Origin of the sequence: Streptomyces sp. NPDC002809, assembly GCF_040295435.1 — a bacterium.
Classification (GTDB): Bacteria; Actinomycetota; Actinomycetes; order Streptomycetales; family Streptomycetaceae; genus Streptomyces.
Window position 1 is genome coordinate 43,199 of sequence record NZ_JBEOVJ010000001.1, and the last position, 25,905, is coordinate 69,103.

The 25,905-nt window shown below is 69.3% G+C and carries 21 protein-coding genes and 3 tRNA genes; 14 read left to right on the forward strand and 10 right to left on the reverse strand.

From position 1 onward, the window contains the following. Positions 1 to 105: 105 nt before the first annotated feature. The 3 genes from hrpA (at position 106) to ABT025_RS00185 (ending at position 5,064) form a co-directional block, all read left to right on the forward strand. Positions 106 to 4,026 (forward strand): ATP-dependent RNA helicase HrpA, encoded by a 3,921-nt coding sequence (gene hrpA / locus ABT025_RS00175; RefSeq protein WP_350988093.1) that lies wholly within the window; start codon positions 106 to 108, stop codon positions 4,024 to 4,026. A 115-nt stretch (positions 4,027 to 4,141) separates the two neighbouring features. Further along, positions 4,142 to 4,216, forward strand: a tRNA-Asp gene (locus tag ABT025_RS00180). A gap of 137 nt (positions 4,217 to 4,353) precedes the next feature. Next, positions 4,354 to 5,064 carry a DUF6274 family protein gene (locus ABT025_RS00185; RefSeq protein WP_502971862.1) on the forward strand — a complete coding sequence of 237 codons (711 nt, stop codon included), beginning with the start codon at positions 4,354 to 4,356 and terminating at the stop codon, positions 5,062 to 5,064. 511 nt (positions 5,065 to 5,575) lie between these two features. Here ABT025_RS00185 and bldC read toward each other — a convergent pair. Both bldC and ABT025_RS00195 read right to left on the reverse strand, forming a co-directional pair. Next, positions 5,576 to 5,782 carry a developmental transcriptional regulator BldC gene (gene bldC / locus ABT025_RS00190; RefSeq protein ID WP_003949541.1) on the reverse strand — a complete coding sequence of 69 codons (207 nt, stop codon included), beginning with the start codon at positions 5,780 to 5,782 and terminating at the stop codon, positions 5,576 to 5,578. Positions 5,783 to 6,294: 512 nt separating this feature from the next. Then, positions 6,295 to 7,140, reverse strand: a complete 846-nt coding sequence (locus ABT025_RS00195; protein WP_350988095.1) for a DUF8083 family protein — start codon at positions 7,138 to 7,140, stop codon at positions 6,295 to 6,297. A 174-nt stretch (positions 7,141 to 7,314) separates the two neighbouring features. Here ABT025_RS00195 and ABT025_RS00200 point away from each other — a divergent pair, with 174 nt between their 5' ends. Then, positions 7,315 to 8,406: a Leu/Phe/Val dehydrogenase gene (locus ABT025_RS00200; RefSeq protein WP_350988097.1), complete on the forward strand. Its 1,092-nt coding sequence runs from the start codon at positions 7,315 to 7,317 to the stop codon at positions 8,404 to 8,406. Between the two features lie 372 nt (positions 8,407 to 8,778). Next, positions 8,779 to 9,036 (forward strand): DUF3073 domain-containing protein, encoded by a 258-nt coding sequence (locus ABT025_RS00205; protein ID WP_123460581.1) that lies wholly within the window; start codon positions 8,779 to 8,781, stop codon positions 9,034 to 9,036. Positions 9,037 to 9,218: 182 nt separating this feature from the next. Here the strand turns inward: ABT025_RS00205 and purM are convergent, their stop codons facing one another. Beyond that, entirely contained in the window at positions 9,219 to 10,292 is a 1,074-nt protein-coding gene (gene purM / locus ABT025_RS00210) for a phosphoribosylformylglycinamidine cyclo-ligase (protein ID WP_350988099.1), read from the reverse strand. A 60-nt stretch (positions 10,293 to 10,352) separates the two neighbouring features. Beyond that, entirely contained in the window at positions 10,353 to 11,879 is a 1,527-nt protein-coding gene (purF, locus tag ABT025_RS00215) for an amidophosphoribosyltransferase (RefSeq protein WP_350988101.1), read from the reverse strand. Between the two features lie 724 nt (positions 11,880 to 12,603). Between purF and ABT025_RS00220 the strand changes: the two genes are divergently transcribed. Together ABT025_RS00220 and ABT025_RS00225 are read left to right on the forward strand one after the other, a co-directional pair. Further along, positions 12,604 to 12,696: a putative leader peptide gene (locus ABT025_RS00220; protein WP_350988103.1), complete on the forward strand. Its 93-nt coding sequence runs from the start codon at positions 12,604 to 12,606 to the stop codon at positions 12,694 to 12,696. A gap of 478 nt (positions 12,697 to 13,174) precedes the next feature. Continuing rightward, entirely contained in the window at positions 13,175 to 14,629 is a 1,455-nt protein-coding gene (locus tag ABT025_RS00225; RefSeq protein ID WP_350988105.1) for a sulfatase family protein, read from the forward strand. Positions 14,630 to 14,634: 5 nt separating this feature from the next. Here the strand turns inward: ABT025_RS00225 and ABT025_RS00230 are convergent, their stop codons facing one another. The 6 genes from ABT025_RS00230 to purS form a co-directional block, all read right to left on the reverse strand. Next, positions 14,635 to 15,507, reverse strand: a complete 873-nt coding sequence (locus ABT025_RS00230) for an META domain-containing protein (RefSeq protein ID WP_350988110.1) — start codon at positions 15,505 to 15,507, stop codon at positions 14,635 to 14,637. Positions 15,508 to 15,544: 37 nt separating this feature from the next. After that, the gene (locus ABT025_RS00235; protein WP_350988112.1) at positions 15,545 to 16,345 is read right to left on the reverse strand and encodes a maleylpyruvate isomerase family mycothiol-dependent enzyme; all 801 of its coding nucleotides are present in this window, start codon (positions 16,343 to 16,345) and stop codon (positions 15,545 to 15,547) included. 244 nt (positions 16,346 to 16,589) lie between these two features. Then, entirely contained in the window at positions 16,590 to 17,228 is a 639-nt protein-coding gene (locus tag ABT025_RS00240) for a TetR/AcrR family transcriptional regulator (RefSeq protein ID WP_350988472.1), read from the reverse strand. A gap of 455 nt (positions 17,229 to 17,683) precedes the next feature. Continuing rightward, entirely contained in the window at positions 17,684 to 19,933 is a 2,250-nt protein-coding gene (gene purL, locus ABT025_RS00245) for a phosphoribosylformylglycinamidine synthase subunit PurL (RefSeq protein WP_350988114.1), read from the reverse strand. Then, a complete protein-coding gene (gene purQ / locus ABT025_RS00250) occupies positions 19,930 to 20,610 on the reverse strand; it encodes a phosphoribosylformylglycinamidine synthase subunit PurQ (RefSeq protein ID WP_350988116.1) in 681 nt (226 codons plus the stop codon). The genes purL and purQ overlap by 4 nt, the downstream gene beginning before the upstream one ends. Then, positions 20,607 to 20,867 carry a phosphoribosylformylglycinamidine synthase subunit PurS gene (gene purS, locus ABT025_RS00255; RefSeq protein WP_030929711.1) on the reverse strand — a complete coding sequence of 87 codons (261 nt, stop codon included), beginning with the start codon at positions 20,865 to 20,867 and terminating at the stop codon, positions 20,607 to 20,609. Before purS ends, purQ begins: the two co-directional genes overlap by 4 nt. 384 nt (positions 20,868 to 21,251) lie before the next feature. On the opposite strand from purS, the gene ABT025_RS00260 reads away from it, so the two are divergent. From ABT025_RS00260 to ABT025_RS00290, 7 genes are all read left to right on the forward strand, one after another. Next, positions 21,252 to 21,587, forward strand: coding sequence for a histone-like nucleoid-structuring protein Lsr2 (locus tag ABT025_RS00260; protein ID WP_350988119.1), 336 nt, complete (start codon positions 21,252 to 21,254; stop codon positions 21,585 to 21,587). 165 nt (positions 21,588 to 21,752) lie between these two features. Continuing rightward, a tRNA-Gly gene (locus ABT025_RS00265) sits at positions 21,753 to 21,824 on the forward strand. A 79-nt stretch (positions 21,825 to 21,903) separates the two neighbouring features. After that, positions 21,904 to 21,976: transfer RNA gene (locus ABT025_RS00270), tRNA-Gly, on the forward strand. Positions 21,977 to 22,222: 246 nt separating this feature from the next. Beyond that, positions 22,223 to 23,167, forward strand: a complete 945-nt coding sequence (locus ABT025_RS00275; protein WP_350988121.1) for an ABC transporter ATP-binding protein — start codon at positions 22,223 to 22,225, stop codon at positions 23,165 to 23,167. Further along, complete coding sequence (locus ABT025_RS00280; protein ID WP_502971863.1) at positions 23,164 to 23,973, forward strand: ABC transporter permease; 810 nt, start codon at positions 23,164 to 23,166, stop codon at positions 23,971 to 23,973. Before ABT025_RS00275 ends, ABT025_RS00280 begins: the two co-directional genes overlap by 4 nt. A 12-nt stretch (positions 23,974 to 23,985) precedes the next feature. Then, on the forward strand, positions 23,986 to 25,284 hold the full coding sequence (locus ABT025_RS00285; RefSeq protein ID WP_350988123.1) for a sensor histidine kinase: 1,299 nt from the start codon (positions 23,986 to 23,988) through the stop codon (positions 25,282 to 25,284). After that, complete coding sequence (locus ABT025_RS00290; protein ID WP_350988125.1) at positions 25,281 to 25,892, forward strand: response regulator; 612 nt, start codon at positions 25,281 to 25,283, stop codon at positions 25,890 to 25,892. The genes ABT025_RS00285 and ABT025_RS00290 overlap by 4 nt, the downstream gene beginning before the upstream one ends. The last annotated feature ends 13 nt before the right edge of the window (positions 25,893 to 25,905 follow it).

Consider the following 25,905-nt stretch of genomic DNA (forward strand, 5'->3'; position numbering starts at 1 on the left):
GTACGTGCTGTGATCGCGGCGCTCCCGACCGTACCGGCCGGGTGACGGAGGCCGCGAGAAATAGGTTCGCCGTTCCCCGGGCCCGGGTGAGATCCTGGGATCCGTATGTCTACTTCCTTTGCTGATCTCCAGTCCCAGCTCGGGCATCTCCCGCTCCGCGACGCGCACCGGCTCGGCCGCCGCCTCGAAGGCGCGCGCCGCATCCGCAAGCCCGAGGCCCAGCAGGCCGTGCTGGACGAGATCGCGGCCCAGGCCACGAAGGCAGCCGGGCGGCTCGCGCTGCGGGCCGGGCGGCTGCCTGCCCTGTCGTACCCCGAACAGCTGCCGGTCAGCCAGAAGAAGGACGAGATCCTGGAGGCGATACGCGACCACCAGGTCGTGATCGTCGCCGGTGAGACCGGCTCCGGCAAGACCACCCAGATCCCCAAGATCTGCATGGAGCTGGGCCGTGGCGTCCGCGGCATGATCGGGCACACCCAGCCGCGCCGGATCGCGGCCCGCACGGTGGCCGAGCGGATCGCCGAGGAGCTGAACACTCCGCTGGGCGAGGCGGTCGGCTGGAAGGTCCGCTTCACCGACCAGGTCAACCAGGACGCGACCTTCGTCAAGCTGATGACGGACGGCATCCTGCTCGCCGAGATCCAGACGGACCGCGAGCTGCTCGCCTACGACACGATCATCATCGACGAGGCCCACGAGCGGTCGCTGAACATCGACTTCCTGCTCGGCTATCTGGCCCGGCTGCTGCCCAAGCGCCCGGATCTGAAGGTCGTCATCACCTCGGCGACCATCGACCCGGAGCGCTTCGCCCGGCACTTCGGCGAGGCCCCGATCGTCGAGGTCAGCGGACGTACGTATCCGGTGGAAGTCCGCTACCGCCCCCTTCTCGAAGAGGACAGCGAGGACTCCGACCGCGACCAGATCACCGCGATCTGCGACGCCGTGGACGAGCTCCAGACCGAGGGTCCGGGCGATGTCCTGGTCTTCCTCTCCGGCGAGCGCGAGATCCGCGACACCGCGGACGCGCTCGGCAAACGCAACCTCAGACACACCGAGGTGCTCCCCCTCTACGCACGCCTGTCGCACGCCGAGCAGCACCGCGTGTTCCAGCGCCACACGGGACGCAGGGTCGTCCTCGCGACCAACGTCGCCGAGACCTCGCTGACCGTCCCCGGCATCAAGTACGTGATCGACCCGGGCAACGCCCGTATCTCCCGCTACAGCCACCGCACCAAGGTCCAGCGGCTGCCGATCGAGCGGATCTCGCAGGCCAGCGCCAACCAGCGCAAGGGCCGCTGCGGCCGTACGTCCGACGGCATCTGCATCCGGCTGTACTCCGAGGACGACTTCCTGACGCGCCCGGAGTTCACCGACCCGGAGATCCTCCGCACGAACCTGGCCTCCGTCATCCTCCAGATGACCGCGGCCGGTCTCGGCGACATCGAGAAGTTCCCCTTCATCGATCCGCCGGACCACCGCAACATCCGCGACGGTGTGCAGCTCCTCCAGGAGCTGGGCGCGCTGGATCCGGAGGAGAAGGATCCGAAGAAGCGGCTCACCCCGCTGGGCCGCCAGCTCTCCCAGCTGCCGGTGGACCCGCGCCTGGCCCGGATGGTCATCGAGGCAGACCGGAACGGCTGCGTCCGTGAGGTCATGGTCATCGCCTCCGCGCTCTCCATCCAGGACCCGCGCGAGCGGCCGTCCGAGAAGCAGACGCAGGCCGATCAGCAGCACGCCCGGTTCAAGGACGAGACGTCCGACTTCCTGGCGTTCCTGAATCTGTGGCGCTACATCCGCGAGCAGCAGAAGGAGCGCGGCTCCTCCAGCTTCCGCCGGATGTGCAAGCAGGAGTATCTGAACTTCCTGCGCATCCGCGAATGGCAGGACATCTACGCGCAGCTGCGTACGGTCGCCAAGCAGATGGGGATCGAACTCAATGAGGACGACGCCCCGGAGCAGTCGGTGCACACCTCGCTGCTCGCCGGACTGCTCTCGCACATCGGGCTGAAGGACACCGAGAAGAACGAGTACCTGGGCGCCCGCAGCGCCAAGTTCGCGATCTTCCCCGGGTCGGCGCTCTTCAAGAAGCAGCCCCGGTTCGTGATGTCGGCCGAGCTGGTGGAGACGTCCCGGCTGTGGGCGCGGGTCAACGCCCGGGTCGAGCCGGAGTGGATCGAGCCGCTGGCCGGGCACCTGCTGAAGCGCACCTACAGCGAGCCGCACTGGGAGAAGGACCAGGCGGCGGTGATGGCGTACGAGCGGGTCACGCTGTACGGCGTACCGATCGTGGCCCAGCGCAAGGTCAATTTCGGCCGGATCGACCAGGAGGCCTCGCGGGACCTCTTCATCCGCAACGCCCTGGTCGAGGGCGACTGGCGCACGCACCACCAGTTCTTCCATGACAACCGCAAACTCCTGGGCGAGGTCGAGGAGTTGGAGCACCGTGCCCGACGCCGCGACATCCTCGTGGACGACGAGACGCTCTTCGACTTCTACGACCAGCGGATTCCCGAACACGTCGTCTCGGGCGCGCACTTCGACTCGTGGTGGAAGCACAAGCGCAAGGACGAGCCGGACGCGCTGGACTTCGAGCGCTCCATGCTCATCAACGAGAAGGCCGGCGCCGTCACCAAGGACGACTACCCGGACTCCTGGCGGCAGGGGAAGCTCAAGTTCCGGGTGACGTACCAGTTCGAGCCCGGTGCGGACGCCGACGGCGTGACCGTCCACATCCCGCTCCAGGTGCTCAACCAGGTCACGTCCGAGGGCTTCGACTGGCAGATCCCGGGCCTGCGCGAGGAAGTGGTCACCGAGCTGATCCGTTCCCTGCCGAAGCCGATCCGCCGGCACTACGTCCCCGCACCGAACTACGCGGACAAGTTCCTGGACCGGGCCGTACCGCTGCAGGAGCCGTTGCCGGTGACGCTCGCCCGGGAGCTCCAGCGGATGGTCGGTGTCCCGGTCACCGCGGACGACTTCGACCTGAGCCGGGTCCCGGACCACCTGAAGATCACCTTCCGGGTCGTCGACGAGCGGCGCCGCAAGGTCGCCGAGGACAAGGACCTGGAGGCGCTGCGGGTCCAGCTGCGCCCCAAGGCCCGTCAGGCGCTCTCCCAGGCCGCCGCGGCGACCGCGGGGCCGTCCGGGGAGTCCGTCGAGCGCTCGAAGCTCACGGACTGGACGATCGGCACGCTGGACCGGGTCTTCGAGACGCGGAGGGCGGGGCAGCCGGTCAAGGCCTTCCCGGCCCTGGTCGACCAGGGCGACACGGTGGCCGTACGGCTCTTCGACACCGAGGCGGAACAGCAGCAGGCCATGTGGCGCGGTACCCGGAAGCTGATCCTGCTGAACATCCCGGTGAATCCGGCGAAGTTCGCCTCGGACAAGCTGACGAACCAGCAGAAGCTGGCCCTGTCCCGCAATCCGCACGGCTCCATCCAGGCGCTCTTCGACGACTGCGCGACGGCGGCCGCCGACCGCCTGATCGCCGCCCACGGCGGTCCCGCCTGGGACGAGGCGTCGTTCCGGAAGCTGTACGACAAGGTGCGCGCCGACCTGGTGGACCTGACCGTCCGCACGATCGGCCAGGTCCAGCAGATCCTGGCGGCCTGGCAGGCCTGCGAGCGCCGGCTGAAGGCCACCAACAGCCTGGTCCTGATCAACAACGTCACGGACGTACGGGACCACCTCGCCCGCCTCGTGCCGCCCGGGTTCGTCACCCTGACCGGGCTGCGCAGGCTGCCCGACCTGATGCGCTATCTGGTCGCCGAGGACCGCCGGCTCCAGCAGATGCCGACGAACGTCCAGCGCGACACCACGCGCATGGAGAAGGTCCACGAGATGCAGGACGAGTACGCCTGGCTGCTGGAGCAACTGCCGCAGGGCAGGCCCGTTCCGCAGGAGGTCCTGGACATCCGCTGGATGATCGAGGAGCTGCGGGTCAGCTACTTCGCGCACGCGCTGGGCACCGCGTTCCCCGTCTCCGACAAGCGGATCGTGAAGGCGATCGACGCCGCCGCCCCGTAGAGCGCCCGGTGGTGGGTGCGTAACGGACCCACCACCAGGAGTGAGGTCGACCGCACCCTCTGACCTCCTGTAGAGTCTGTCTTCGCAGCCAGCCGCAAGGCAGCCGCGAAAACCTGGTCCTGTGGAGCAGTTTGGAGTGCTCGCCACCCTGTCAAGGTGGAGGCCGCGGGTTCAAATCCCGTCAGGACCGCAGTAACGAAAGCCCGGATCCTCTGGATCCGGGCTTTCGCGCGTCTTGACTCCGGCATCCGCCGACGAGTACTCAGAAACCAAGGGCTGCCCCCGGTTTTCCCGGGTGGGGGGCGCATCCACCGGGAGGTGGCGCGGATGGCGGTATCCACGGGCGAGGACCTGCAGCCGGACCGGTCCGGCACCCACGAGCCGGCCGGGGCCTTCGTCGCACCCGTCCCGGCGCCGATTCGCAGGCGGACGCCCCGGCACGAGATCCGCGCCCTGCTGCGCGCCCACCTGGCGGCGGCTTCGGGCTACCGCCACCTCACTCGGCACTGCGCGGTCTGCGCACGGTTACTGCGGCTCGCCATGGAGCCCCCGGTGGCCCCGGGGGCGCCGGAACGGGCGGTGGAGCCCATGGCGGCCCCCGAAGCCCTGGAACAGACCGCACGACCCGTGAAGACCCCCGGGGCGCCGGAACAGAGCGTGGGGCCCGCGTCCGCCTCCACTCGGCCGGCGCGGGCCGCTGGGCACACGACCGCCTCCACTCGGCCGGGGGCGGCCGTGGGGCCCGCGATCACCCCCGGGCCGCCGGAACAGACCGTGGAGCCCGTGTCCGCCCCCACGCCGTCCGGACCGGCGACAGAGCGACTCGGGCGGACGGCAGAGCCCGTGACGGGCCCCGGATCCCCGCACGGGGCCGCTGAGCCGTCGGATGCGGTCCCCGTAAGCCGGTCCGACCGCCCGCAGATGCCGGCCCGTCACATCCCCGCACCCTCCCCGGCGCCCCCCGGCGGTGCCGGAACGGGCTCCGGTGACCGGCGCGACCCCACATGGGCGCAGGACGAAAGTCCTCCCGCCACGTGACCAATGGCTTGACGTTCCGCTCCGCCGCAGTGGCAGGCTCGTACTTGGCAAGACTCATGCCATGTGACGGGTGTCACCGAATCAGTTTTCAGAAGGTGTGGCTTTACACCCTTCCTACAACTGGCGAATTTAATATGTGCAATTGCACCCCTGTGCAAGGGCGCCCCCGGGAACCCTCCGACCCACCCCGATCCGCCCTCCACGGAGCCGGTGTGCACCCCTCTCAGGAAGACCGCCGCACCCTCACAGGACCGGTCCGGAGCCGACCGGACGCCCGGTTTCCAGTGGCGCAATACGGACGGACGCCAGGGAGGCGGCCCGCATCGAAGCCGGCCGCGCGCACAAAAAAGATCGCGCTGGACCCGGCGGAGTCCAGCGCGATCTCATGACGGCACCCGTATGGCACAGGTATGGCGCCCGTTGGGGCGGGCGCCCGTCATATGGAGCTATGGGTGGGCTATGCGGGTTGGGGGACCCAAAAGCCCAGTTGTGACGCGGCGACAGGGGTATGTCAGGCCTCGCTGCGCTGCTGCGGAATACCCGCAAGCAGTGCGCGGACCTCTGCCTCGCGGTACCGGCGATGTCCACCGAGCGTGCGGATGGACGTGAGCTTGCCTGCCTTGGCCCAACGGGTAACCGTCTTCGGGTCCACGCGGAACATCGTGGCAACCTCAGCCGGGGTCAGCAGCGGCTCGGCATCAGGGGTGCGAGCGGTCATGAGCGGCCTCCTCGGGAGAACCGAACCATCTCGGTTCTTTCCTCTAAATTCTGCACCTTGACCCGCGTTGCCCGAAATGGCGGACGCGGGCCGAGTCGGTTATAGGACGAACGGCTTGTCCTCGGCACTACAACTACACCATCCGTCCAGCCACGTCGGCCAAACCGATGGAATTGCCCTCCCAGGTGTTCATCAGCGACGGAAGCCGATGGACCATGCCATAGCGGACAGTCACACCACCGTGACGATCAGTCACAGAGCGATCAGGAGTCATCAGACCCCCCATAGAGTGCAATGCTGAGCATTCCGCCCTTACTTGGACGGATGGAGCCCTCCCCGGACTCCTTGTCCTATTTTGGCACGAGGAGTAGGGAAGGACGCAAGAGCCCCGTAAGTGCAATCCATCACGCTTGAGGCAAAGGCCCGGTTCGGGACGTAGGTCCCGCGACCACTGAGGTACGGTTCCGCCTCTTCACTCTCACGTGTCACGCGGGTCACAGGTTCATCGATCATCAGTTCGCGAACTGGCGGTCCCTCACGGCCCTCCAACGCTCCGCAAGACGGGCATACGCCTCGCTCGCCCCCTCGGCGTCCCCGGCACCCAGCGCCGCGATGCCCTGCGCCACATCCGCGGCGCTCCGGTCCCCCGCGAGCTGCTCCGCCGGCAGTGCGTGCACCAGCCCGCCGTAGTCCAGCTCCACGAGCGCGCGCGGGTGGAACTCCTCCAGCCACCGCCCGACGTCCACCAGCCCCTCGGTCAGCGGACCGTCGTCCATGGAGTCCCGCAGCGTCTTCAGCCCCCGGGCCAGCCTGCGCCGCGCCTGGACCATCGGCGTCCGGTAACGCATCAGGGGCGGCTCGCCGTCCTCCCCCGCCTCCCGGTACTCGCGCTCCTCGTCCGAGAACAGGACGAACCAGCGCACCGGGACCTGCCAGACCGCCGTCCTGATCCACGGCCGGGCATCCGGATTGCGCTCCGCCCACCGTTCGTGGTCGGCCACGGCCTGCCCGCGCACCACCGGCGGCAGCACCGCGTCGAGCACCGCGCCGGGAAACATCTCCGCCAGCCCGTCCAGCGCCAGCCAGCCGCGCAGCCGGGTCCGCCACGGGCAGACGCACACCACGCCGTCCACCTCGGCGACGAACGCGTCGGCGCTCTCGTGCGCCGGCACGCCGACCGGCGGGGTCGCCGCCAAGTCGGCCAGGGAACGGCGCAGTTCGTCCTGGGCCGTCGGGATCCGCCCGCGCCCCGCATAGCGGGCCCAATGGGCACGTTCGGCCTCCGGGAAGGCCGCCAGTGGCTCGTACACCCGGAGGTAGGACGCGTAAGGGACGAGCACTGAAGACACCACCGACATGCAGCGATCGTGTCACGCCTGTACTCCCGCAGGGGGTGATCCTCGGCACTGGAACAGATCTGCGTGCTCCGAGGAATTACGCTCTTGCCCGGACGGACCGGGCGAGCCGGTCGGTCCGGGCCCTCCCCACCTTCAGTAGGGCCCTCCGCCGCTTCGTACTTGGGAGTCACCACAGTGACCGATGTGACCGGCGCGCCTGTCGATGTACTGCACACCCTGTTCCATTCGGATCAGGGGGGCCACGAACAAGTCGTGCTCTGCCAGGACCTTGCCAGCGGCCTCAAGGCCGTCATCGCCATCCACTCCACCGCTCTGGGCCCGGCCCTGGGCGGTACCCGTTTCTACCCGTACGCCTCCGAGGCCGAGGCCGTCGCGGACGCCCTGAATCTGGCGCGCGGCATGTCGTACAAGAACGCCATGGCCGGTCTCGACCACGGCGGCGGCAAGGCGGTCATCATCGGTGACCCCGAGCAGATCAAGACCGACGAACTCCTCCTGGCCTACGGACGCTTCGTGGCTTCGCTCGGCGGTCGCTACGTGACGGCCTGCGATGTCGGCACGTACGTCGCCGACATGGACGTCGTGGCGCGCGAGTGCCGGTGGACCACCGGCCGCTCCCCCGAGAACGGCGGCGCCGGCGACTCCTCCGTGCTCACCGCGTTCGGCGTCTTCCAGGGCATGCGGGCCTCGGCCCAGCACCTCTGGGGCGACCCGACGCTGCGTGGCCGGAAAGTGGGGGTCGCGGGTGTCGGCAAGGTGGGCCACCACCTCGTCGAGCACCTGCTGTCGGACGGCGCCGAGGTCGTGATCACGGATGTACGGGACGAGTCCGTGCGCCGCATCACCGACAAGCACCCCGAGGTCGCCGTCGCGGCCGACACCGCGGCGCTGATCCGTACCGAGGGTCTGGACATCTACGCGCCGTGCGCACTCGGCGGCGCCCTGAACGACGACACCGTTCCGGTGCTCACCGCGTCGGTGGTGTGCGGCGCGGCCAACAACCAGCTCGCGCACCCCGGCGTCGAGAAGGACCTGGCGGACCGTTCGATCCTGTACGCACCCGACTACGTGGTGAACGCGGGCGGTGTCATCCAGGTCGCGGACGAGCTGCACGGCTTCGACTTCGACCGGTGCAAGGCGAAGGCGTCGAAGATCTTCGACACAACCCTGGCAATCTTTGCGCGTGCGAACGACGATGGCATCCCGCCGGCCGCCGCCGCCGACCGGATCGCCGAGCACCGGATGGCGGAAGCCCGCCGCCGCTGAGCGCTCCCGCCGGCCGAACGCGCCGACGGCCCGGCCGGACGCCACCGGCAGCTCCGGCCGCGTGCGCCGACAGCCCTGCGGGGCGTCGTACCGGCGCACGGCCTGCCCACCCGCCGACCGGCGAGACAAGACTCACTCCGGTCGGCGGGTCGCATGCCAATAAGAGGTTAAAATCGCAGTTGACCAGCGAGGACATGCTCCTCGCGGGTCCTCTTCCGGGGCACGTGATGCGGGCGGCGTACCGTATGGCCGCGGAAGCAGGTACCGTTAAAGCACTACAGGCACGGTCTCTCTGCCGAGAGTCCGTTCTGAAACATGAACGCGTGTCAAGACTCTGGGGCCGTCGAGCCCCGTCACCGAGGGGGTCGAGCCATGGGGCGCGGCCGGGCAAAGGCCAAGCAGACAAAGGTCGCCCGTCAGCTGAAGTACAGCAGCGGCGGGACTGACCTGTCGCGTCTGGCCAATGAGCTGGGCGCATCACCTTCGAGTCAGCCACCGAACGCAGAGCCGTTCGAGGACGACGACGAGGAAGATGACCCGTACGCACAGTACGCGGATCAGTACAACGACGACGATGACGAGGACGAGGACGACCAGTCCGGTCCGTCGTCACAGCGCCGCGGCGCTTGACCTCGCGCTGACACAACAACCCGGTCCGGGCCTGTCCCGGACCGGGTTCTGTGCTGTCCCGGTCCGGAGCCGACGAGGGTTCCGGCCGCCGGACGGACCCTTCGGCCCGCCCGGCATTCCGTTCGACTTCACGCGGCTCGCTCGCCGTCGCGGAGAGCGCGTCCGCCGGACCGCTCCCGCGCTCAGCGCGCGTACGTGCCCACGAGCTCCGCACCCGTCGTGTGCGCGCCACGGTCCGTGATCTCGCCCGCCACCCAGGAGTCGACCCCGCGGTCGGCCAGGGTGGTCAGTGCGGCGTCCACCGATTCGGCGGGGACGATCGCGATCATGCCGACGCCCATGTTGAGCGTCTTCTCCAGCTCCAGCTGCTCGACCTGGCCGGCCTTGCCCACGAGGTCGAAGACCGCGCCGGGCGTCCAGGAGGAACGGTCCACCGTCGCGTGGAGGGAGTCCGGGACGACCCGCGCCAGGTTGTTGGCCAGACCGCCGCCCGTGACGTGGCTGAAGCCGTGCACCTCGGTCGTGCGGGTCAGGGCCAGGCAGTCCAGGGAGTAGATCCGGGTGGGCTCCAGGAGCTCCTCCCCGAGTGTCCGGCCGAACTCCTCGACCTGGCGGTCCAGCGTCCAGCCGGCCCGGTCGAAGACGACGTGGCGGACGAGCGAGTACCCGTTGGAGTGAAGGCCGGACGACGCCATCGCGATGACGGCGTCACCCTTGCGAATACGGTCCGGGCCCAGCAGCCGGTCGGCCTCGACCACGCCCGTACCGGCGCCGGCGACATCGAAGTCGTCCGGGCCGAGCAGGCCGGGGTGTTCGGCGGTCTCGCCGCCGACCAGGGCGCAGCCTGCCAGCACACAGCCTTCGGCGATGCCCTTCACGATGGCCGCGACACGCTCGGGATGCACCTTGCCGACACAGATGTAGTCGGTCATGAAGAGCGGCTCGGCACCGCAGACGACGAGGTCGTCCACGACCATGCCGACGAGGTCGTGGCCGATGGTGTCGTACACGCCCATCTGGCGGGCGAGGTCGACCTTCGTGCCGACCCCGTCCGTGGCGGAGGCGAGCAGCGGACGCTCGAAGCGCTTGAGGGCCGAGGCGTCGAAGAGTCCGGCGAACCCGCCGAGGCCGCCAAGGCCTGCGACCTCGGGGCGCTGCGTCTTCTTCACCCACTGCTTCATCAGCTCTACGGCGCGGTCGCCGGCCTCGATGTCGACGCCCGCTGCCGCGTAGGAAGCACCTGTTGTCTCAGACATTGCCTGGGATCTTTCGTGTGGAAATACGGGGCTGGTGGGAAGGCTGCCGAACGGTCCGGATCACGGACGGCGCAGCGCGTCGGCCGCCGCGGTCGCCGCAGGGCCTGCCGCCAGCTCGGTCTCCAGCAGCTGCTTGCCGAGCAGCTCCGGGTCCGGAAGCTCCATCGGGTACTCACCGTCGAAGCAGGCGCGGCACAGATTCGGCTTGTCGATCGTCGTCGCCTCGATCATCGCGTCGATCGAGATGTACGAGAGCGAGTCGGCCCCCATCGACGTGGCGATCTCGTCGACGGACATGCCGTTGGCGATCAGCTCGGCGCGGGTGGCGAAGTCGATACCGAAGAAGCAGGGCCACTTCACCGGCGGGGACGAGATCCGGATGTGGATCTCGGCGGCACCGGCCTCGCGGAGCATCCGGACGAGTGCGCGCTGGGTGTTGCCGCGGACGATCGAGTCGTCGACGACCACCAGTCGCTTGCCCTTGATGACTTCCTTGAGCGGGTTCAGCTTGAGGCGGATGCCCAGCTGCCGGATGGTCTGGGAAGGCTGGATGAAGGTCCGGCCGACGTAGGCGTTCTTGACGAGTCCGGCGCCGAACGGGATTCCGCTGGCCTCCGCGTAACCGATCGCGGCGGGGGTGCCGGATTCCGGTGTCGCTATGACCAGATCGGCCTCGACCGGGGCCTCTGCCGCCAGCCTGCGTCCCATCTCCACGCGGGAGAGGTAGACGTTCCGCCCGGCGATGTCGGTGTCGGGGCGGGCCAGGTAGACGTACTCGAAGACACAGCCCTTCGGCTTCGCTTCTGCGAATCGGGAGGTGCGCAGGCCGTTCTCGTCGATGGCGACGAGTTCGCCCGGCTCGATCTCGCGGACGAAGCTGGCACCGCAGATGTCGAGGGCGGCGGACTCGGAGGCCACCACCCAGCCACGCTCCAGCCGGCCGAGGACCAGCGGGCGGATGCCCTGCGGGTCGCGGGCCGCGTAGAGGGTGTGCTCATCCATGAAGACGAGGGAGAAGGCGCCCCTGACCTCGGGAAGCACCTTGGTGGCCGCCTCCTCGATGGTGAGCGGCTTGCCGTCCGCATCGGTCTGGCCGGCGAGCAGCGCGGTCACCAGATCGGTGTCGTTGGTCGCGGCGACCTGGGTGGCGCGGCCGTCCTTGCGAGGAAGGTCGGCGACCATCTCGGCGAGCTGGGCCGTGTTGACCAGATTGCCGTTGTGACCCAGGGCGATCGAGCCGTGCGCGGTCGCACGGAACGTCGGCTGCGCGTTCTCCCACACCGAGGCACCGGTGGTGGAGTAGCGGGCATGACCGACCGCGATATGGCCCTGGAGCGATCCCAGAGACGTTTCGTCGAAGACCTGCGAGACCAGTCCCATGTCCTTGAAGACCAGGATCTGGGACCCGTTGCTCACTGCGATGCCCGCGGACTCCTGTCCACGGTGCTGCAGGGCATACAGTCCGAAATAGGTGAGCTTGGCGACCTCTTCGCCCGGAGCCCAGACACCGAAGACGCCGCAAGCGTCCTGGGGGCCTTTCTCTCCGGGGAGCAGGTCGTGGTTGAGTCGTCCATCACCACGAGGCACGCCACCGAGTGTAGGCGAGATCGACCACTGGTCCGAATTGGGGACGCCCCGCCGGACTGCGGAAGAAGCGGCCCCGCAGCCCCCTCCTCAGCCGGACCGACCGGTGACACGGAGTGAACACCGGTCGGTGCCGAACGACCGGCCGCAGCCGCGTCGGGGCAGTCGTCGCCCGGATCACCGGCTGGTTACCGACGGGTTCCGGCCACGGAAGGGTGGGGCGACCGGGCCGGTTCGTGGCACTCCGTGAGGTGCCTCCTCGCGACCTCGCACGGGGTGGCCGAACGCTCGTTTCGTGGTGAGCCTCACACCGGGCGGGCGACGGGAGGACCGGTATGAGACCTCTTGTGACGCCTGGCTGAACCACTTGCGACCGCCGGGCGAAGCCCGTGCGGTGCTCGTCGGGCGAGATGCGGCGGTGCCGGGTGAGATGCGTGCGGTGCTGGGTGAGACCGGGGGCGGGCGAAGCCTTGGGGGCCTGCCGAGACCTGGCGGTGCCGGGAGGCCTTGAGGTGCCGGGCGGGATCCTGCGGCGTGGGGGTGCGGCCTGGCGGCGGGCATGACCGCGGGACACCGGGCTGGGCCCCTACGCCGCCGGGCGAAGACCGTGGGCCACCGGGCGGCGCCCCTGCGGCGTCGGGTGCAGTCGTCGCCCGGCGGCGCGGGTCCGTCCGGAGTGCGAGACCGGCGTTGACAGGCGCATGACTCGTTGGCAGGCTCCTGCCCCATGCAGCCCCTCGGTGATCACACGGTCACGCTCGTGGAGCGCCGTCACGTCGATCTGGGACGTGTCTCGAGCGCCATCTGTCGCTGCGCCTGATTTCTTCGGCGCCACGCGAGGGTTCCGCTTCTTCCGACCCCCTTCCCCGCCGCCCCGGCCGTCTCCGAGGCAGCCCGGCTCCGTACTCGGCCGTCCGGCTTCGTCATCCGACATCCGGCCCGTCCTCCGGCGCCCGGCCCTCAGCGGCACCGCGGCCTCCTCGCCCAGGTGCGCTCGGCGCCCCTTGCGTCCGCCGTGCCACCCGGCATCCCCTCGCGCCCTTGCGCCTCGCGCACGTCCGTAACCGTCCGGCCGGCCAGCAGGAGTCCGGCCCAGTGAGCGTCCGGGGGCGGTAGCCGGTCCCGCACGTCTCCGGACCAGGCATCCGTTCCCGTACGTCTCCGGACCCGGCAGCCGGTCCCGTACGTCTCCGCATCCGCTCCACATCCACATCCGCGTCCTTCCTCAGCTGCCGACAGGCGTGACGGTCCTCCTCGCCTCCGTCACCCTGCACGGCCGACCCCGTCCTGGAGCAGTCATGTCAGCAGATACGCCCCTTTCCGACACGAACAACAGTTCCAGTACTCCTTTGACGCGACGCGCCTTCGGAGTCGCGGTCGGCGCCACGGCCGCCACCGCCGCGGTAGGGCTGCCCGCCGCGCCCGCCGTTGCCTCACCGGCGGATTCGGCCGCGCAGGAGCAACCCTTCCGGGCCGCCCGGGGCCGGCACGCTCGGCGGCCCAACATCCTCTTCATCCTCGGGGACGACCTCGGCTGGGCCGACCTCTCCTCCTACGGTTCGCCGGACATCCACACCCCGAACCTGGACCGGCTCGGCCGGCAGGGCGTCCGGTTCACCGACGCCTACGCCGGGTCCGCGACCTGCTCGCCGACCCGGTTCAGCCTGTACACGGGCCGCTACCCCGGGCGCACGAAGGGCGGGCTCGCCGAACCCATCGCAGACCGCTCGGTCGGCCTCGAACCCACCCACCCGACCCTCGCATCGCTGCTGCGCGGTGCGGGGTACGCGACCGCGCTGATCGGCAAGTGGCACTGCGGCTATCTGCCGGACTACAGCCCCACCAAGTCGGGCTGGGACGAGTTCTTCGGCAACTTCGGCGGGGCACTGGAGTACTACTCCAAGCTCGGCCTCGGCGGCGAGTACGACCTCTACGAGGGCGATGCCGAGTACAAGGACCTTCGGTACTACACCCGCATCCTCACCGAGCGGGCGAGCGAATACGTACAGCGCGACCACGACAAGCCGTGGCTGCTGAACCTCAACTTCACCACCCCGCACTGGCCCTGGATCGCGGAGGGCGACACGGCCGAGAGCGCCGAGATCGTCCGGAGGATCAAGGAGGGCGGGCTCGGAGGGCTGTTCCATGCCGACGGGGGCTCGGTCGCCAAGTACAAGGAGATGGTCGAGGACCTGGACCGCTCGGTCGGCGAGGTGCTGAAGGCGCTGAAGCGCTCCGGGCAGGAGGAGGACACCCTGGTCTTCTTCGCCAGCGACAACGGCGGTGAGCGCTTCTCGTACCAGTGGCCGCTCACCGGCAACAAGAGCTCCCTCCAGGAGGGCGGCATCCGGGTCCCGGCCGTGTTGCGCTGGCCGGCCAGGATCAATCCGCACCAGGTGAGCGGTCTGCCGCTGTTCTCGCCCGACTGGACGGCGACACTGCTGGAGCTCGGTGGTGCCCGGCCAGATCCGGCATACCCGCTGGACGGCGTCAGCCTGGCCGGGTACCTGCTGCGTGGCGAGCAGCCGAAGGAACGGGACCTGTTCTGGCGGGTGCGTGGGGAGCGTGCGCTGCGCCGCGGCGAGTGGAAGTACTACCGGGGCAAGGGCGGCGCGGATCAGCTCTTCGACCTGGCACACGACCAACGGGAGCAGGCCAACCGGGCCGCCGCCGAACCGGAGCTTCTGGCCGAACTGCGTGCGGCCTGGGAACGGACGGACGCCGGCCTGCTGCCGTACCCGAAGACCTCCTGATCCCCCTACCGAACCCGCTGCGCTTCCTCTTCCTCCTCCGCCGGGGCAGAGGCCGCGATTCCCTTGCCGTCCTGCGCGGTGAGGGTCAGCGTGCGGTGGGCCAGTCGGTAAGCCGTCCGTTTCCCGTCGAGCACGGCGAGCAGCGCGCGCTCCAGCCGCATCCCGGGGTCCGGGCACATCTTGCGGGTCGTGACGAGCGGCCCGAAGACGACGGTGGAGCCGGAGACCTCCGCGGTGCCGCGGAAGCTGTTGCAGCCGAGGGTGCCGTGGACCGTGCCGTCCTCTCCGAACGTGAAGTGGGCCTGGTCCTCGGTACCTGCGGGCAGGGAGGAGGCGGTCGAGCCGGAGACCAGGGTGGTGATCCGCCAGCGGGTTCCGGTGAGCGGGGCCGGGGGCCGGGCGGTGAGGGAGACGGTGTCGCCGTTCACTGTGGTCAGAGTGAGATCGCTGTCCGTGGCAGCAGCGGTGAGCTTGCCGCTGAACGCGCGTGACAGCAGGGTCTCGAACCGGCGGATGTCCTGCTCGCAGCCCATCTCGGTGGTCGTGCCCGGCCCGACGGTGAGAGTGTCGCCGTCGAGCCGGACCTCGGCTGTGAACCGGTTGCAGCCGTAGTTCCCGCTTGCCCGCCCGTCGGCGCCGATCTCGACATGGGCGCCGGCCGGGGCGGCGGACCGCTGCCCGCCGACGGTCACCGATTCGACTCCCCAGCGGGTGCCGGTGAGGGGCGGGCCACTCGCTCCGGAGCCGGAGCCGGAGCCGGTACTGGGACCCAGCCCGTCGCTGCCTGCGGAACCGGAGCCCGTCACCGTTCCGCAGGCGGGAAGGGCGAGTAGAGCAGCGAGGGCGAGGACGCTGACAGCCAGGCGTTGACGGTGCATGGCGATGGGACGGTCCGAGCCGGTGTTCCGGTTCCCGTCACCCCATCAGCGGCAGCAGTGCGGCCAGGTCCGCCCGCTCGCCACTGGCGCTGACGTGGGCCGCGTCGAGCTCCCGCGCCCATGAGGTACGCCCGGTGGCGAGCCTGATCCAGGTGAGCGGGTCGGTCTCGACCACGTTGGGCGGCGTGCCGCGCGTGTGCCGGGGGCCCTGAACGCATTGGACGACCGCGAAGGGCGGGACCCGCACCTCGACCGAGCCCCCCGGTGCCTTCTCCGCCAGGGCGTCAGCAAGCAGCCGGGTGCAGGCGGCGAGCGCCTGACGGTCGTACGGGATGCCGAGCCCGGTCGCCTCGTTGAGGTCGTAGGTGTGGACGACGAGCTCCACGGTGCGGGTGACCAGGAAGTCCCCGAGCCGCATGGCACCGACCCGAGTGGCCACCAAGCGGTCATCGGGAGCAGTCGGCACCAGCGCCTCGAAGCGGTCGGCCACCTCTCCGTACAGGGCGTCCACATCGGGGTGTGCGGCTGCAAGCGCCACGGTGTCGTCGGCGATCCGGCCGGCCCGCCCGGCTGTGGAGAACGGCCACTCCAGCAGGGTCACCTCGGGCTTGGCGAGGGCCGGTTCGGGGAGTTCCAGGTTCCTGCTGACGTGTGAGAGCGCCATGGTCAGGTGGACGGTGAGCGCACGCACCGTCCACGCGCCGAGTCCGCTCGGCTCCCCCAGTTGCCGGGGTGTCAGAGTGCGTACAGCAGCCCGGACATGGGCGAACTGCGCCATGATAGCGGCGCGGGTCCTGACCGGGTCGTAGCGGCGGGCGCGCTTCTGGGACGGAGGCATGGAGGGGAGCCTAAGGCGTCATCCGCCACCCCGGCACAAGCAGATGCCCGAGGCAGCCCCGAGCCCCGTCGGAGACAGAAACGGGCCCAGCCCCCGACGGGCACGGATCGGACCCGAACACGGGTCAGACTCCATCCCGACAGGCGCGGATCGGACCCGATCGCAGGTCAAGCTCCATCCCGACAGACATTGGTCAGGCGCCCTCCCGAAGAGGCGAGTCGAGCGCGATCCTCAAAGGCCCAGGTCAGGCGCGGGTCGCGAAACCGCTCAGGCCCTTCTCCAGCAGGTCGAAACCTCGCTCGGCGAGCACTGCGGCGTCCGCTGCGACCACGTCGGCCGATTCACCGGCCAGCAGCCGTCGCTGGTTCTCGGTGATCAGGGCGTTACGGGTGCCGATCAGCTGAGCGGCCACAATCCGTGCGACGGCCGGCTCCTCGCCCTCTTCGACCAGGACGTCGATGAGCAACTCGTCGGTGCGGACGAGGAAGGCGTAGGCCCGGGTGAGCAGCGCCGGCGTCTGCTGGATGAGCCGGAGGAGCCCGAGTACCACCGGCGAATCGCTGACCCCGACGGCGGGATCGCGGCTCTCGACGGCGGCCAGGAACTGTCGCCGCACGCCTGCCACCACCGACTCACCGGAGGCCCGGTCCCGCACCACCCTCGCGACATCCCCGATGTGCTGCTCCATGGGGGCGAGAACCAGATCTTCCTTGCTGTCGAAGTAGTTGAAGACGGTCATCTTCGACACGTCGGCAGCTTCGGCGATCTCCGCGACCGACACCTGGTCAAACCCGCGCTCCCCGAAGAGCCTCATGGCCTCGTCCAGCAGACGGCGTCGCGTCTGGATCTTCTTGCGCTCGCGCAGGCCCAGTCCCTCGGTCAGCATGCCATCACTGTACCAGGATGAAAGTTAGCCCTGGATGAAAATTTAACCTAGTACATGTCACTCGCGAAGGTGACGGCTGCCACGACGGCACCACACCGTTCCCGATGAGGCCCTGCCGCACAGGAAGAGACGACAGAAGCCGGCCTCGTACCCGGTGCCCGGCACCCGCCCCCGGCACCGCCAACCCGACGATCTTCGGCGGGCACGCCGTTCCCGTGCCAGGTGAAGGCGGTTCCGACCGACGAGCCGTCCACGCCCGGATCTTCCATCAGCTGGAAACGCGCACGCGGTTCGGTGGCGTTCCGCGAGTTGCCGCACTCGGCAAGTATCCGTCCCGCCCGGACCCGCAGACGGGCAGACGGGCACACGGGCACACGGGCACACGGAAGCCCCCGCACGGTCGGACCGTGCGGGGGCTTCCGCGAAGAGTGACGGGCGTACCCGCCGGGCGGCTACGCGAGCAGCGCGGGGATCGTTCCCTCGTGCGCCGTACGCAGCTCGTCCAGCGGAATGCTGAACTCGCCCTGGATCTCGATCTCCTCGCCGTCCACGACACCGATCCGGGTCACGGGCAGACCCCGCGCCCCGCACATGTCGTTGAAGCGGAGCTCCTCGCTGCGCGGGATCGAGACGATCGCGCGTCCCGCCGACTCGGAGAACAGGAAGGTGAACGCGTCCAGACCGTCCGGCACGACCAGCCGGGCACCCTTCCCACCACGGAGGCAGGACTCGGTGACCGCCTGGATCAGGCCGCCGTCGGACAGGTCGTGCGCCGCGTCGATCATGCCGTCGCGGGACGCCGAGATCAGGATCTCGCCGAGCAGCTTCTCGCGGCCCAGGTCGACCTTGGGCGGCATGCCGCCGAGGTGGCTGTGGACGACCTCGGACCAGGCCGAGCCGCCGAACTCCTCGTGCGTGTCGCCCAGCAGGTAGAGGAGCTGGCCCTCTTCCTTGAAGGCGACCGGCGTACGCCGCGTGACGTCGTCGATCACACCGAGCACGGCCACGACCGGCGTCGGGTGGATCGCCGTGTCACCGGTCTGGTTGTACAGCGACACGTTGCCGCCGGTGACCGGGGTGCCCAGCTCCAGGCAGCCGTCCGCCAGGCCACGGGTGGCCTCGGCGAACTGCCACATGACGTCCGGGTCCTCGGGCGAACCGAAGTTCAGGCAGTCCGAGATGGCGAGCGGCTTGGCGCCGGACGCGGCGACGTTGCGGTACGACTCCGCCAGCGCGAGCTGCGCGCCGGTGTACGGGTCGAGCTTCGCGTACCGGCCGTTGCCGTCGGTCGCCATGGCCACGCCGAGGTTGGACTCCTCGTCGATGCGGACCATGCCGGCGTCCTCGGGCATCGCGAGCACGGTGTTGCCCTGGACGAACCGGTCGTACTGGTCCGTGATCCAGGACTTCGACGCCTGGTTCGGCGAGGAGACGAGCTGCAGAACCTGCTCGCGCAGCTCGGCGCCGTTGGCCGGACGGGCCAGCTTGCCGGCGTCGTCGGCCTGCAGGGCGTCCTGCCAGGACGGGCGGGCGAACGGGCGGTGGTAGGTCGGGCCCTCGTGGGCGACGGACCGCGGCGGCACGTCCACGATCTGTTCGCCGTGCCAGAAGATCTCCAGCTGGGAGCCCTCGGTCACCTCACCGATGACGGTGGCGATGACGTCCCACTTCTCGCAGATCTCCAGGAAGCGGTCCACGTGCTGCGGCTCGACGATCGCGCACATGCGCTCCTGCGACTCGCTCATGAGGATTTCCTCGGGCGAGAGGGAGGAGTCGCGCAGCGGCACGGTGTCCAGCTCGACGCGCATGCCGCCGGAGCCCGCGGAGGCCAGCTCGGACGTGGCGCAGGAGAGCCCGGCGCCGCCGAGGTCCTGGATGCCCGCGACGAGCTTCTCCTTGAAGATCTCCAGGGTGCACTCGATGAGGAGCTTCTCCTGGAACGGGTCGCCGACCTGGACGGCCGGGCGCTTGGCCGGACCGGTCGAGTCGAAGGTCTCCGAGGCCAGCACCGAGACGCCGCCGATGCCGTCGCCGCCGGTGCGGGCGCCGTACAGGATGACCTTGTTGCCGGGCCCGGAGGCCTGGGCGAGGTGGATGTCCTCGTGCTTCATCACACCGATGCAGCCGGCGTTGACGAGCGGGTTGCCCTGGTAGCAGGCGTCGAAGACGACCTCGCCACCGATGTTCGGCAGGCCCAGGCAGTTGCCGTAGCCGCCGATACCCGCGACGACACCCGGCAGGACGCGCTTGGTGTCGGGGTGGTCGGCCGCACCGAAGCGCAGCGGGTCCACGACCGCGACCGGGCGGGCACCCATCGCGAGGATGTCGCGGACGATGCCGCCGACACCGGTGGCCGCGCCCTGGTAGGGCTCGATGTACGACGGGTGGTTGTGCGACTCGACCTTGAAGGTGACCGCGTAGCCCTGACCGACGTCGACCACACCGGCGTTCTCGCCGATGCCGACGAGCATCGCGTCGTTCTCGGGAACCTTCTCGCCGAACTGCTTGAGGTGGACCTTGCTGCTCTTGTAGGAGCAGTGCTCGGACCACATCACGGAGTACATGGCGAGCTCGGCGCCGGTGGGACGGCGGCCCAGGATCTCGCGGACCTTGGCGTACTCGTCCTCCTTGAGGCCGAGCTCCCTCCAGGGCTGCTCCACGTCCGGGGTTTCGGCCGCGTGCTTGACCGTGTCCAGGCTCATGCGTTGACCAGCTTCTTGATGATCGAGGTGAAGAAACCGAGACCGTCGGTACGACCGGTGCCGATCAGCGGCTCCACAGCGTGCTCCGGGTGCGGCATCAGGCCGACGACGTTGCCCGCGGCATTGGTGATGCCGGCGATGTCGCGCAGCGAGCCGTTGGGGTTCACATCCACGTAGCGGAACGCGACACGGCCCTCTGCCTCCAGCTCGTCGAGCGTGCGCTCGTCGGCGGTGTAGCAGCCGTCCATGTTCTTGAGCGGTACGGAGATTTCCTGGCCCGCGGAGTAGTCCGAGGTCCAGGACGTCTCCGCGTTCTCGACGCGGAGCTTCTGATCGCGGCAGATGAAGTGCAGGTGGTTGTTGCGCAGCATCGCGCCGGGCAGCAGGTGTGCCTCGGTCAGGATCTGGAAGCCGTTGCAGATGCCGAGAACCGGCATGCCCGCCTTCGCCTGCTCGATCACCGTCTCCATGACCGGCGAGAAGCGGGAGATGGCTCCGGCCCGCAGATAGTCGCCGTAGGAGAAGCCGCCCGCCAGGATGACCGCGTCGACCTGGTGCAGGTCCCTGTCGCGGTGCCAGAGCGATACGGGTTCGGCGCCGGCGACCCGTACGGCCCGGAGGCTGTCCTGGTCGTCGAGCGTGCCCGGAAAGGTGACGACTCCGATACGAGCAGTCACTTCGACTCCTCGGCCTTCTCCACCTTCACGGTGAAGTCCTCGATCACGGTGTTGGCGAGGAACGTCTCGGCCATCTCGTGAATACGGGTGAGGGCGGCGTCATCGACCGGACCCTCGACCTCCAGCTCGAAACGCTTTCCCTGACGTACGTCCGCGATTCCCTCGAAGCCGAGACGGGGCAGCGCACGCTGCACAGCCTGTCCCTGCGGGTCGAGGATCTCGGGCTTGAGCATGACGTCGACTACGACGCGTGCCACTGGCACTCCCGGTGTGGTGGTGTGGTGCGGCTGTTTCTCCGGGGGGTTCCCCAGACCCCCGCGGGTCCACTCAGCGTACCTGGCCAGAAATTCTACGCGGGTAGATATCGAGCGGCCCAGATCACGCCGAGATTTCGGTCGCGACAACAGGCACGGAAAATCCTGCAAAAAAAATCCTCACCAGCAGCACACAAAGCCGGTTGACACGCGCAGGTAATTGGGCGGGCTTCACAATGCGGTGCTCATCGCTGTACAAATGATTACCGGGGAAAGCAGCATTTCCCCTAGACGGCCGACACCGGTCGGCCCGCATCCGCGCTCACAGCCGGAAGGCCGGCATCCACGCATGTCAGGCGCGGATGCCGTAGGAAAGGACCGATATCCGTGGCTCAGCGCGTAGTGGTCACGCTCTCCGACGACATCGACGGGGGAGCAGCGACGGAAACGGTCACCTTCGCCCTGGACGGGAAGTCGTACGAGATCGACCTCAATCCGTCCAATGCAAAGAAACTGCGCAAGTCCCTGGCGCCGTACGTGGCGGCCGGCCGCAAGCAGACGAACGCAAGCAAGCACGGCAAGGTCCCCACCTCGTACCGGCACACCTCGCTCGCGCCCGATCCGGCGGCCGTCCGGGCCTGGGCCCGCTCGCACCGGATGGATGTGCCGGCCCGGGGCCGGATCCCCAAGAAGGTCTACGAGGCGTTCCAGGAAGCGAGTTGACCGGAGGCACGGTGACGGCCGGCCGGCCGACGGGCATCGGACTGCCCGTCACCGGCCACTCGGGCGACACCGCGCGGGAGCCGACTTGCGCGACACCCCTGCAGGTCGGCTAGAGTCTGGAGCACGCCGAGGGGCAAGGCCGCAAAGCCAAACCTCGCGCAGCGTGCGGGTGTAGTTCAGTAGTAGAACATCCCCCTTCCAGGGGGAAGGCGCAGTGTGCAATTCCTGTCACCCGCTCTGCATCGCTCTCCTCAACCACTCCGGTGGATCAGGTAGAGTAGTGCTCGTTCCACCGGTGAGAGCCGAGTGGCGCAATGCGGACGTAGCTCAGTTGGTAGAGCGCAACCTTGCCAAGGTTGAGGTCGCCAGTTCGAACCTGGTCGTCCGCTCTTGATCGAAGGCCCTGGTCGATTTCGACCGGGGCCTTCGTCGTATTCGATTGCTGGCCATTTCCCCTCGCGCATCTCCTCGCACATCCCGCGCATGTCCTCGAGATATCCCCTCGCGTATCTCCCTCCCCTCCGGCTCTCTTCATCCATGCCGCTTGTCATGAGCCGTGACGCATGACGTTTGTCATGGGGAGCGATGACAGGTCGCACTGCTCCTGGTCCCGGCCGGCCGGGAGCCTTGAGTCCATGACCAGCGACGCAATTCCCCGTGACCGTGTGATCGAGGTGGACGACGTCCGGCGCAGCTACGCGGGCGGCTTCGAGGCTGTGACCGGCATCTCCTTCTCCGTGGCGCGCGGCGAGGTGTTCGCCCTGCTCGGGACGAACGGCGCCGGAAAGACATCCACCGTGGAACTCCTCGAGGGCCTGGCACGCCCCGACGGCGGCGCGATACGGGTTCTCGGCCACGACCCGTACGCCGATCGCGCCGCGGTCCGGCCGCGCATCGGCGTGATGCTTCAGGAGGGCGGCTTTCCGTCCGACCTGACCGCGGCCGAGACCGTGCGGATGTGGGCGGGCTGCACCAGCGGTGCCCGGCCGACCGCCGAGGCACTGGATCTGGTGGGGCTCGGCCACCGGGCGGCCGTCCGGGTGAAGCAGCTCTCCGGCGGCGAGCGGCGGCGGCTGGACCTCGCGCTGGCCCTGCTCGGCCGTCCCGAGGTGCTCTTCCTCGACGAACCGACCACCGGCCTCGACGCCGAGGGGCGACGCGACACCTGGGAGCTGGTGCGAGGGCTCAAGCAGGACGGCATCACCGTCCTGCTGACCACGCACTACCTGGAAGAGGCCGAGGCCCTCGCCGACAGGCTGGCGATCATGCACCGGGGCCGCATCGTGACGACGGGGACCACCACGGAGGTGACGGCCGCCCGCCCGGCCCGGATCCGGTTCGAGCTGCCCGGGGGAGTCGCTGCGGGACAGCTGCCGCTGAGCCTGCGCGCCGCGGCCGAGGGCCCGCGGATCGAGATCCGTACCCATCGGCTCCAGGAGTCGTTGACCGTACTGCTGCGCTGGGCAGCGGAGTCGGACGTCTCCCTGACCGGTCTCGATGCCCGGTCCGCCTCCCTCGAAGAGGCATTCCTCGATATCGCGAAGTCCGCCGCCCAGGCCGAAGAGATGATCACGTCATGACGATCTCCACCACCACTGCGCCGGCCCCGGCGGCCCGGACCATGACAACGGCCCGAGGACGCCTGATGGCTCTCGGCCGGGCCGAAATGACCCTGCTGGCACGCAACAGGACGGCCGTCGTCGTCGCGCTGCTGGTGCCCTCGGCCATGATCATGGCAATGAAGTCGACGTTCGAGCAGGTGGATCTCGGCGGGACCGGGCTGACGGTCGCCGGAGCCGCGCTCACCGGCGGCATCGGGACCGTACTCATCCAGGCCGTCTACATGAACATGGTCGCCGCCTATGTGGCGCGGCGCGAGGACCTGGTCCTGAAGCGGCTCCGCACCGGCGAGGTCGGCGACGGCGAGATCCTGGCCGGGACCGCACTGCCGTCGGCCGCCCTGGCCCTGACACAGTCCGCGCTGATCATCGCGACCGGTGCGGCCTTCTTCGGCCTCACCGCACCGCAGCGGCCCGAACTCCTCCTCGCGGGACTGCTGCTGGCCGTGGCGCTGTTGACGGTGCTGGCCGCGGCCACCTCCATACTGACCCGCACCGTGCAGACGGCCCAGCTCACCACGCTTCCGCTGTTCCTCGTCTCGATGATGGGATCGGGGCTCTTCGTCCCGCTGGAGGTCTTCCCCGACCCGCTCGCGTCGGCCTGCGAGTTCCTGCCGCTGACTGGAGTGATGACGCTCGTGCGGTCGGGCTGGCTGGGCGTCCCCGAAGGCGCTGACCTGCTCGGAGCGGCACTGACCGGACTGGTCTGGACGGCGCTCGCGGTGTTTGCTGTGCAGCGGTGGTTCCGCTGGGATCCGCGACGCTGAGGGAGATTTGGCGTGTTGAAGCGTGCACGGGGATGGCGCCGCGACTGGCAGGAGCGCGGAAAGCTGGAGCGGATCGACCTGTATTCGCGATTCACGATCTCCTCGATCCCCTGGCTATTCGCCCTCTCGTGGCAGCTGGCGCCCTTCAAGGACGACATCCGCCACGAGCCACTCCCACTGGCGCTGGGCGCAGCGCTGCTCCTGGTGAGCCTCACCCAGTGTCTGCTGAGCAACCGCAACGTCCGCCCCTCGTACGAGCACTACCTCGGCGTCTCCGTGTTCCCCACGCGTCGGATGCTCGCTCCTCTGGCCCTGTTGCTGCTCGGAGTGGTGCTGCTTGCGACGCTGGCCGGGGTGGACGGGATCGGCAGCCCCGGCCTGCTCCTCATGAGCCTGAACGCACCGATGCCGTTCGTGATCACACGGGTGCTCCTGATCCCGGTCCGCACGTTCGTGATCGAATCGCTGCTCCTCACCGCGCTGACCACCGGCGCACTCGCCGCGGCAGGAGTGCGGGGCGGCCCCCTCGCCGGCGTCGTGCCGACGACCCTCTTCGGCTGCGTACTGGTCCTGATCTCGGTGCGTCCCAGCGCCTGGAGCCTGAGCGTGATGTGGCAGGCCGAGGAGGCCCGGGACATACAGGCCCGGCTCGCCGTCGCCGAGGAGCGGCTGCGGTTCGGGCGGGACATGCATGACGTGATGGGCCGCAATCTCGCGGTGATCGCGCTGAAGAGCGAACTGGCTGTGGAGCTCGCACAGCGAGGCAGGCCCGAGGCGGTGGACCAGATGGTCGAGGTGCAGCGGATAGCCCGCGCTTCGCAGCAGGAGGTACGTGATGTCGTACGGGGCTACCGGAAGGCCGATCTGACCACGGAACTGGCCGGGGCCAAAGGGGTGTTGCAGGCAGCAGGCATCGAATGCGCGGTCACCGGCGACGACGGCGCGGGGTTGCCGGCGCCCGTCCAGTCGGCGCTCGGCTGGGTGGTCCGCGAGGCCGCGACCAATGTGCTGCGGCACGGCGATCCGCGCAGCTGCACGGTGCGGCTCCACGTATCGGCGGATGCGGTGGTGCTGAACGTGGAGAACGACGGAGCACCCGCCGCCGCGCCCGGGGAAAGCGGCTCCGGTCTGGCGGGGCTGCGCGAACGGCTCGGCGCGCTCGACGGGGCGCTGGACGCCGGCCCGGCAGAGGGCGGCCTGTTCCGGCTGAGCGCGCGGATCCCATTGGCCCGCACAGCAGAATCCGCCGGCACCCCGCATGCGGCGGCCCGTGACGTATCGCGCATGGCTCTTCTGGAGGAACGACGATGACCGCGGTACGGGTGCTGCTCGCTGACGACGAGCACCTGATCCGGGGCGCACTCGCTGCCCTGCTCGCGCTGGAGGACGACCTGGTGGTGGTCGCGGAGGCTGCGACCGGCCCCGAGGCGCTCGCCATGGCACGAGCGCACCGCCCCGATGTGGCGGTGCTGGATCTGGAGATGCCAGGGGCAGACGGTGTGAGCGTCGCCACATCGATACGGTCCGAACTCCCGGACTGCCGAACCATGATCGTGACGAGTCACGGCCTCCCGGGACACCTCAAGCGCGCCCTCGCGGCGGGCGTGCGGGCGTTCGTACCGAAGACCGTCAGTGCACGCCAGCTGGCCGGGATCATCCGCACCGTGCACGCCGGAAACCGCTATGTGGACCCGGAGTTGGCGGCCGATGCCATTGCCGCCGGGGACTCGCCGCTGACCGTGCGCGAGGCCGAGGTACTGGAATTGGCGGCCGACGGGGCGCCGGTCTCCGAGATCGCGGAGCGGGCGTCCCTGTCGCAGGGGACGGTGCGCAACTACCTCTCGGCGGCAGCTGCGAAGCTCGGGGCGGAGAACCGTCATGCCGCAGTGCGTCTCGCACGCGAGCGGGGATGGGTATAGTAGTTCTCGCGCT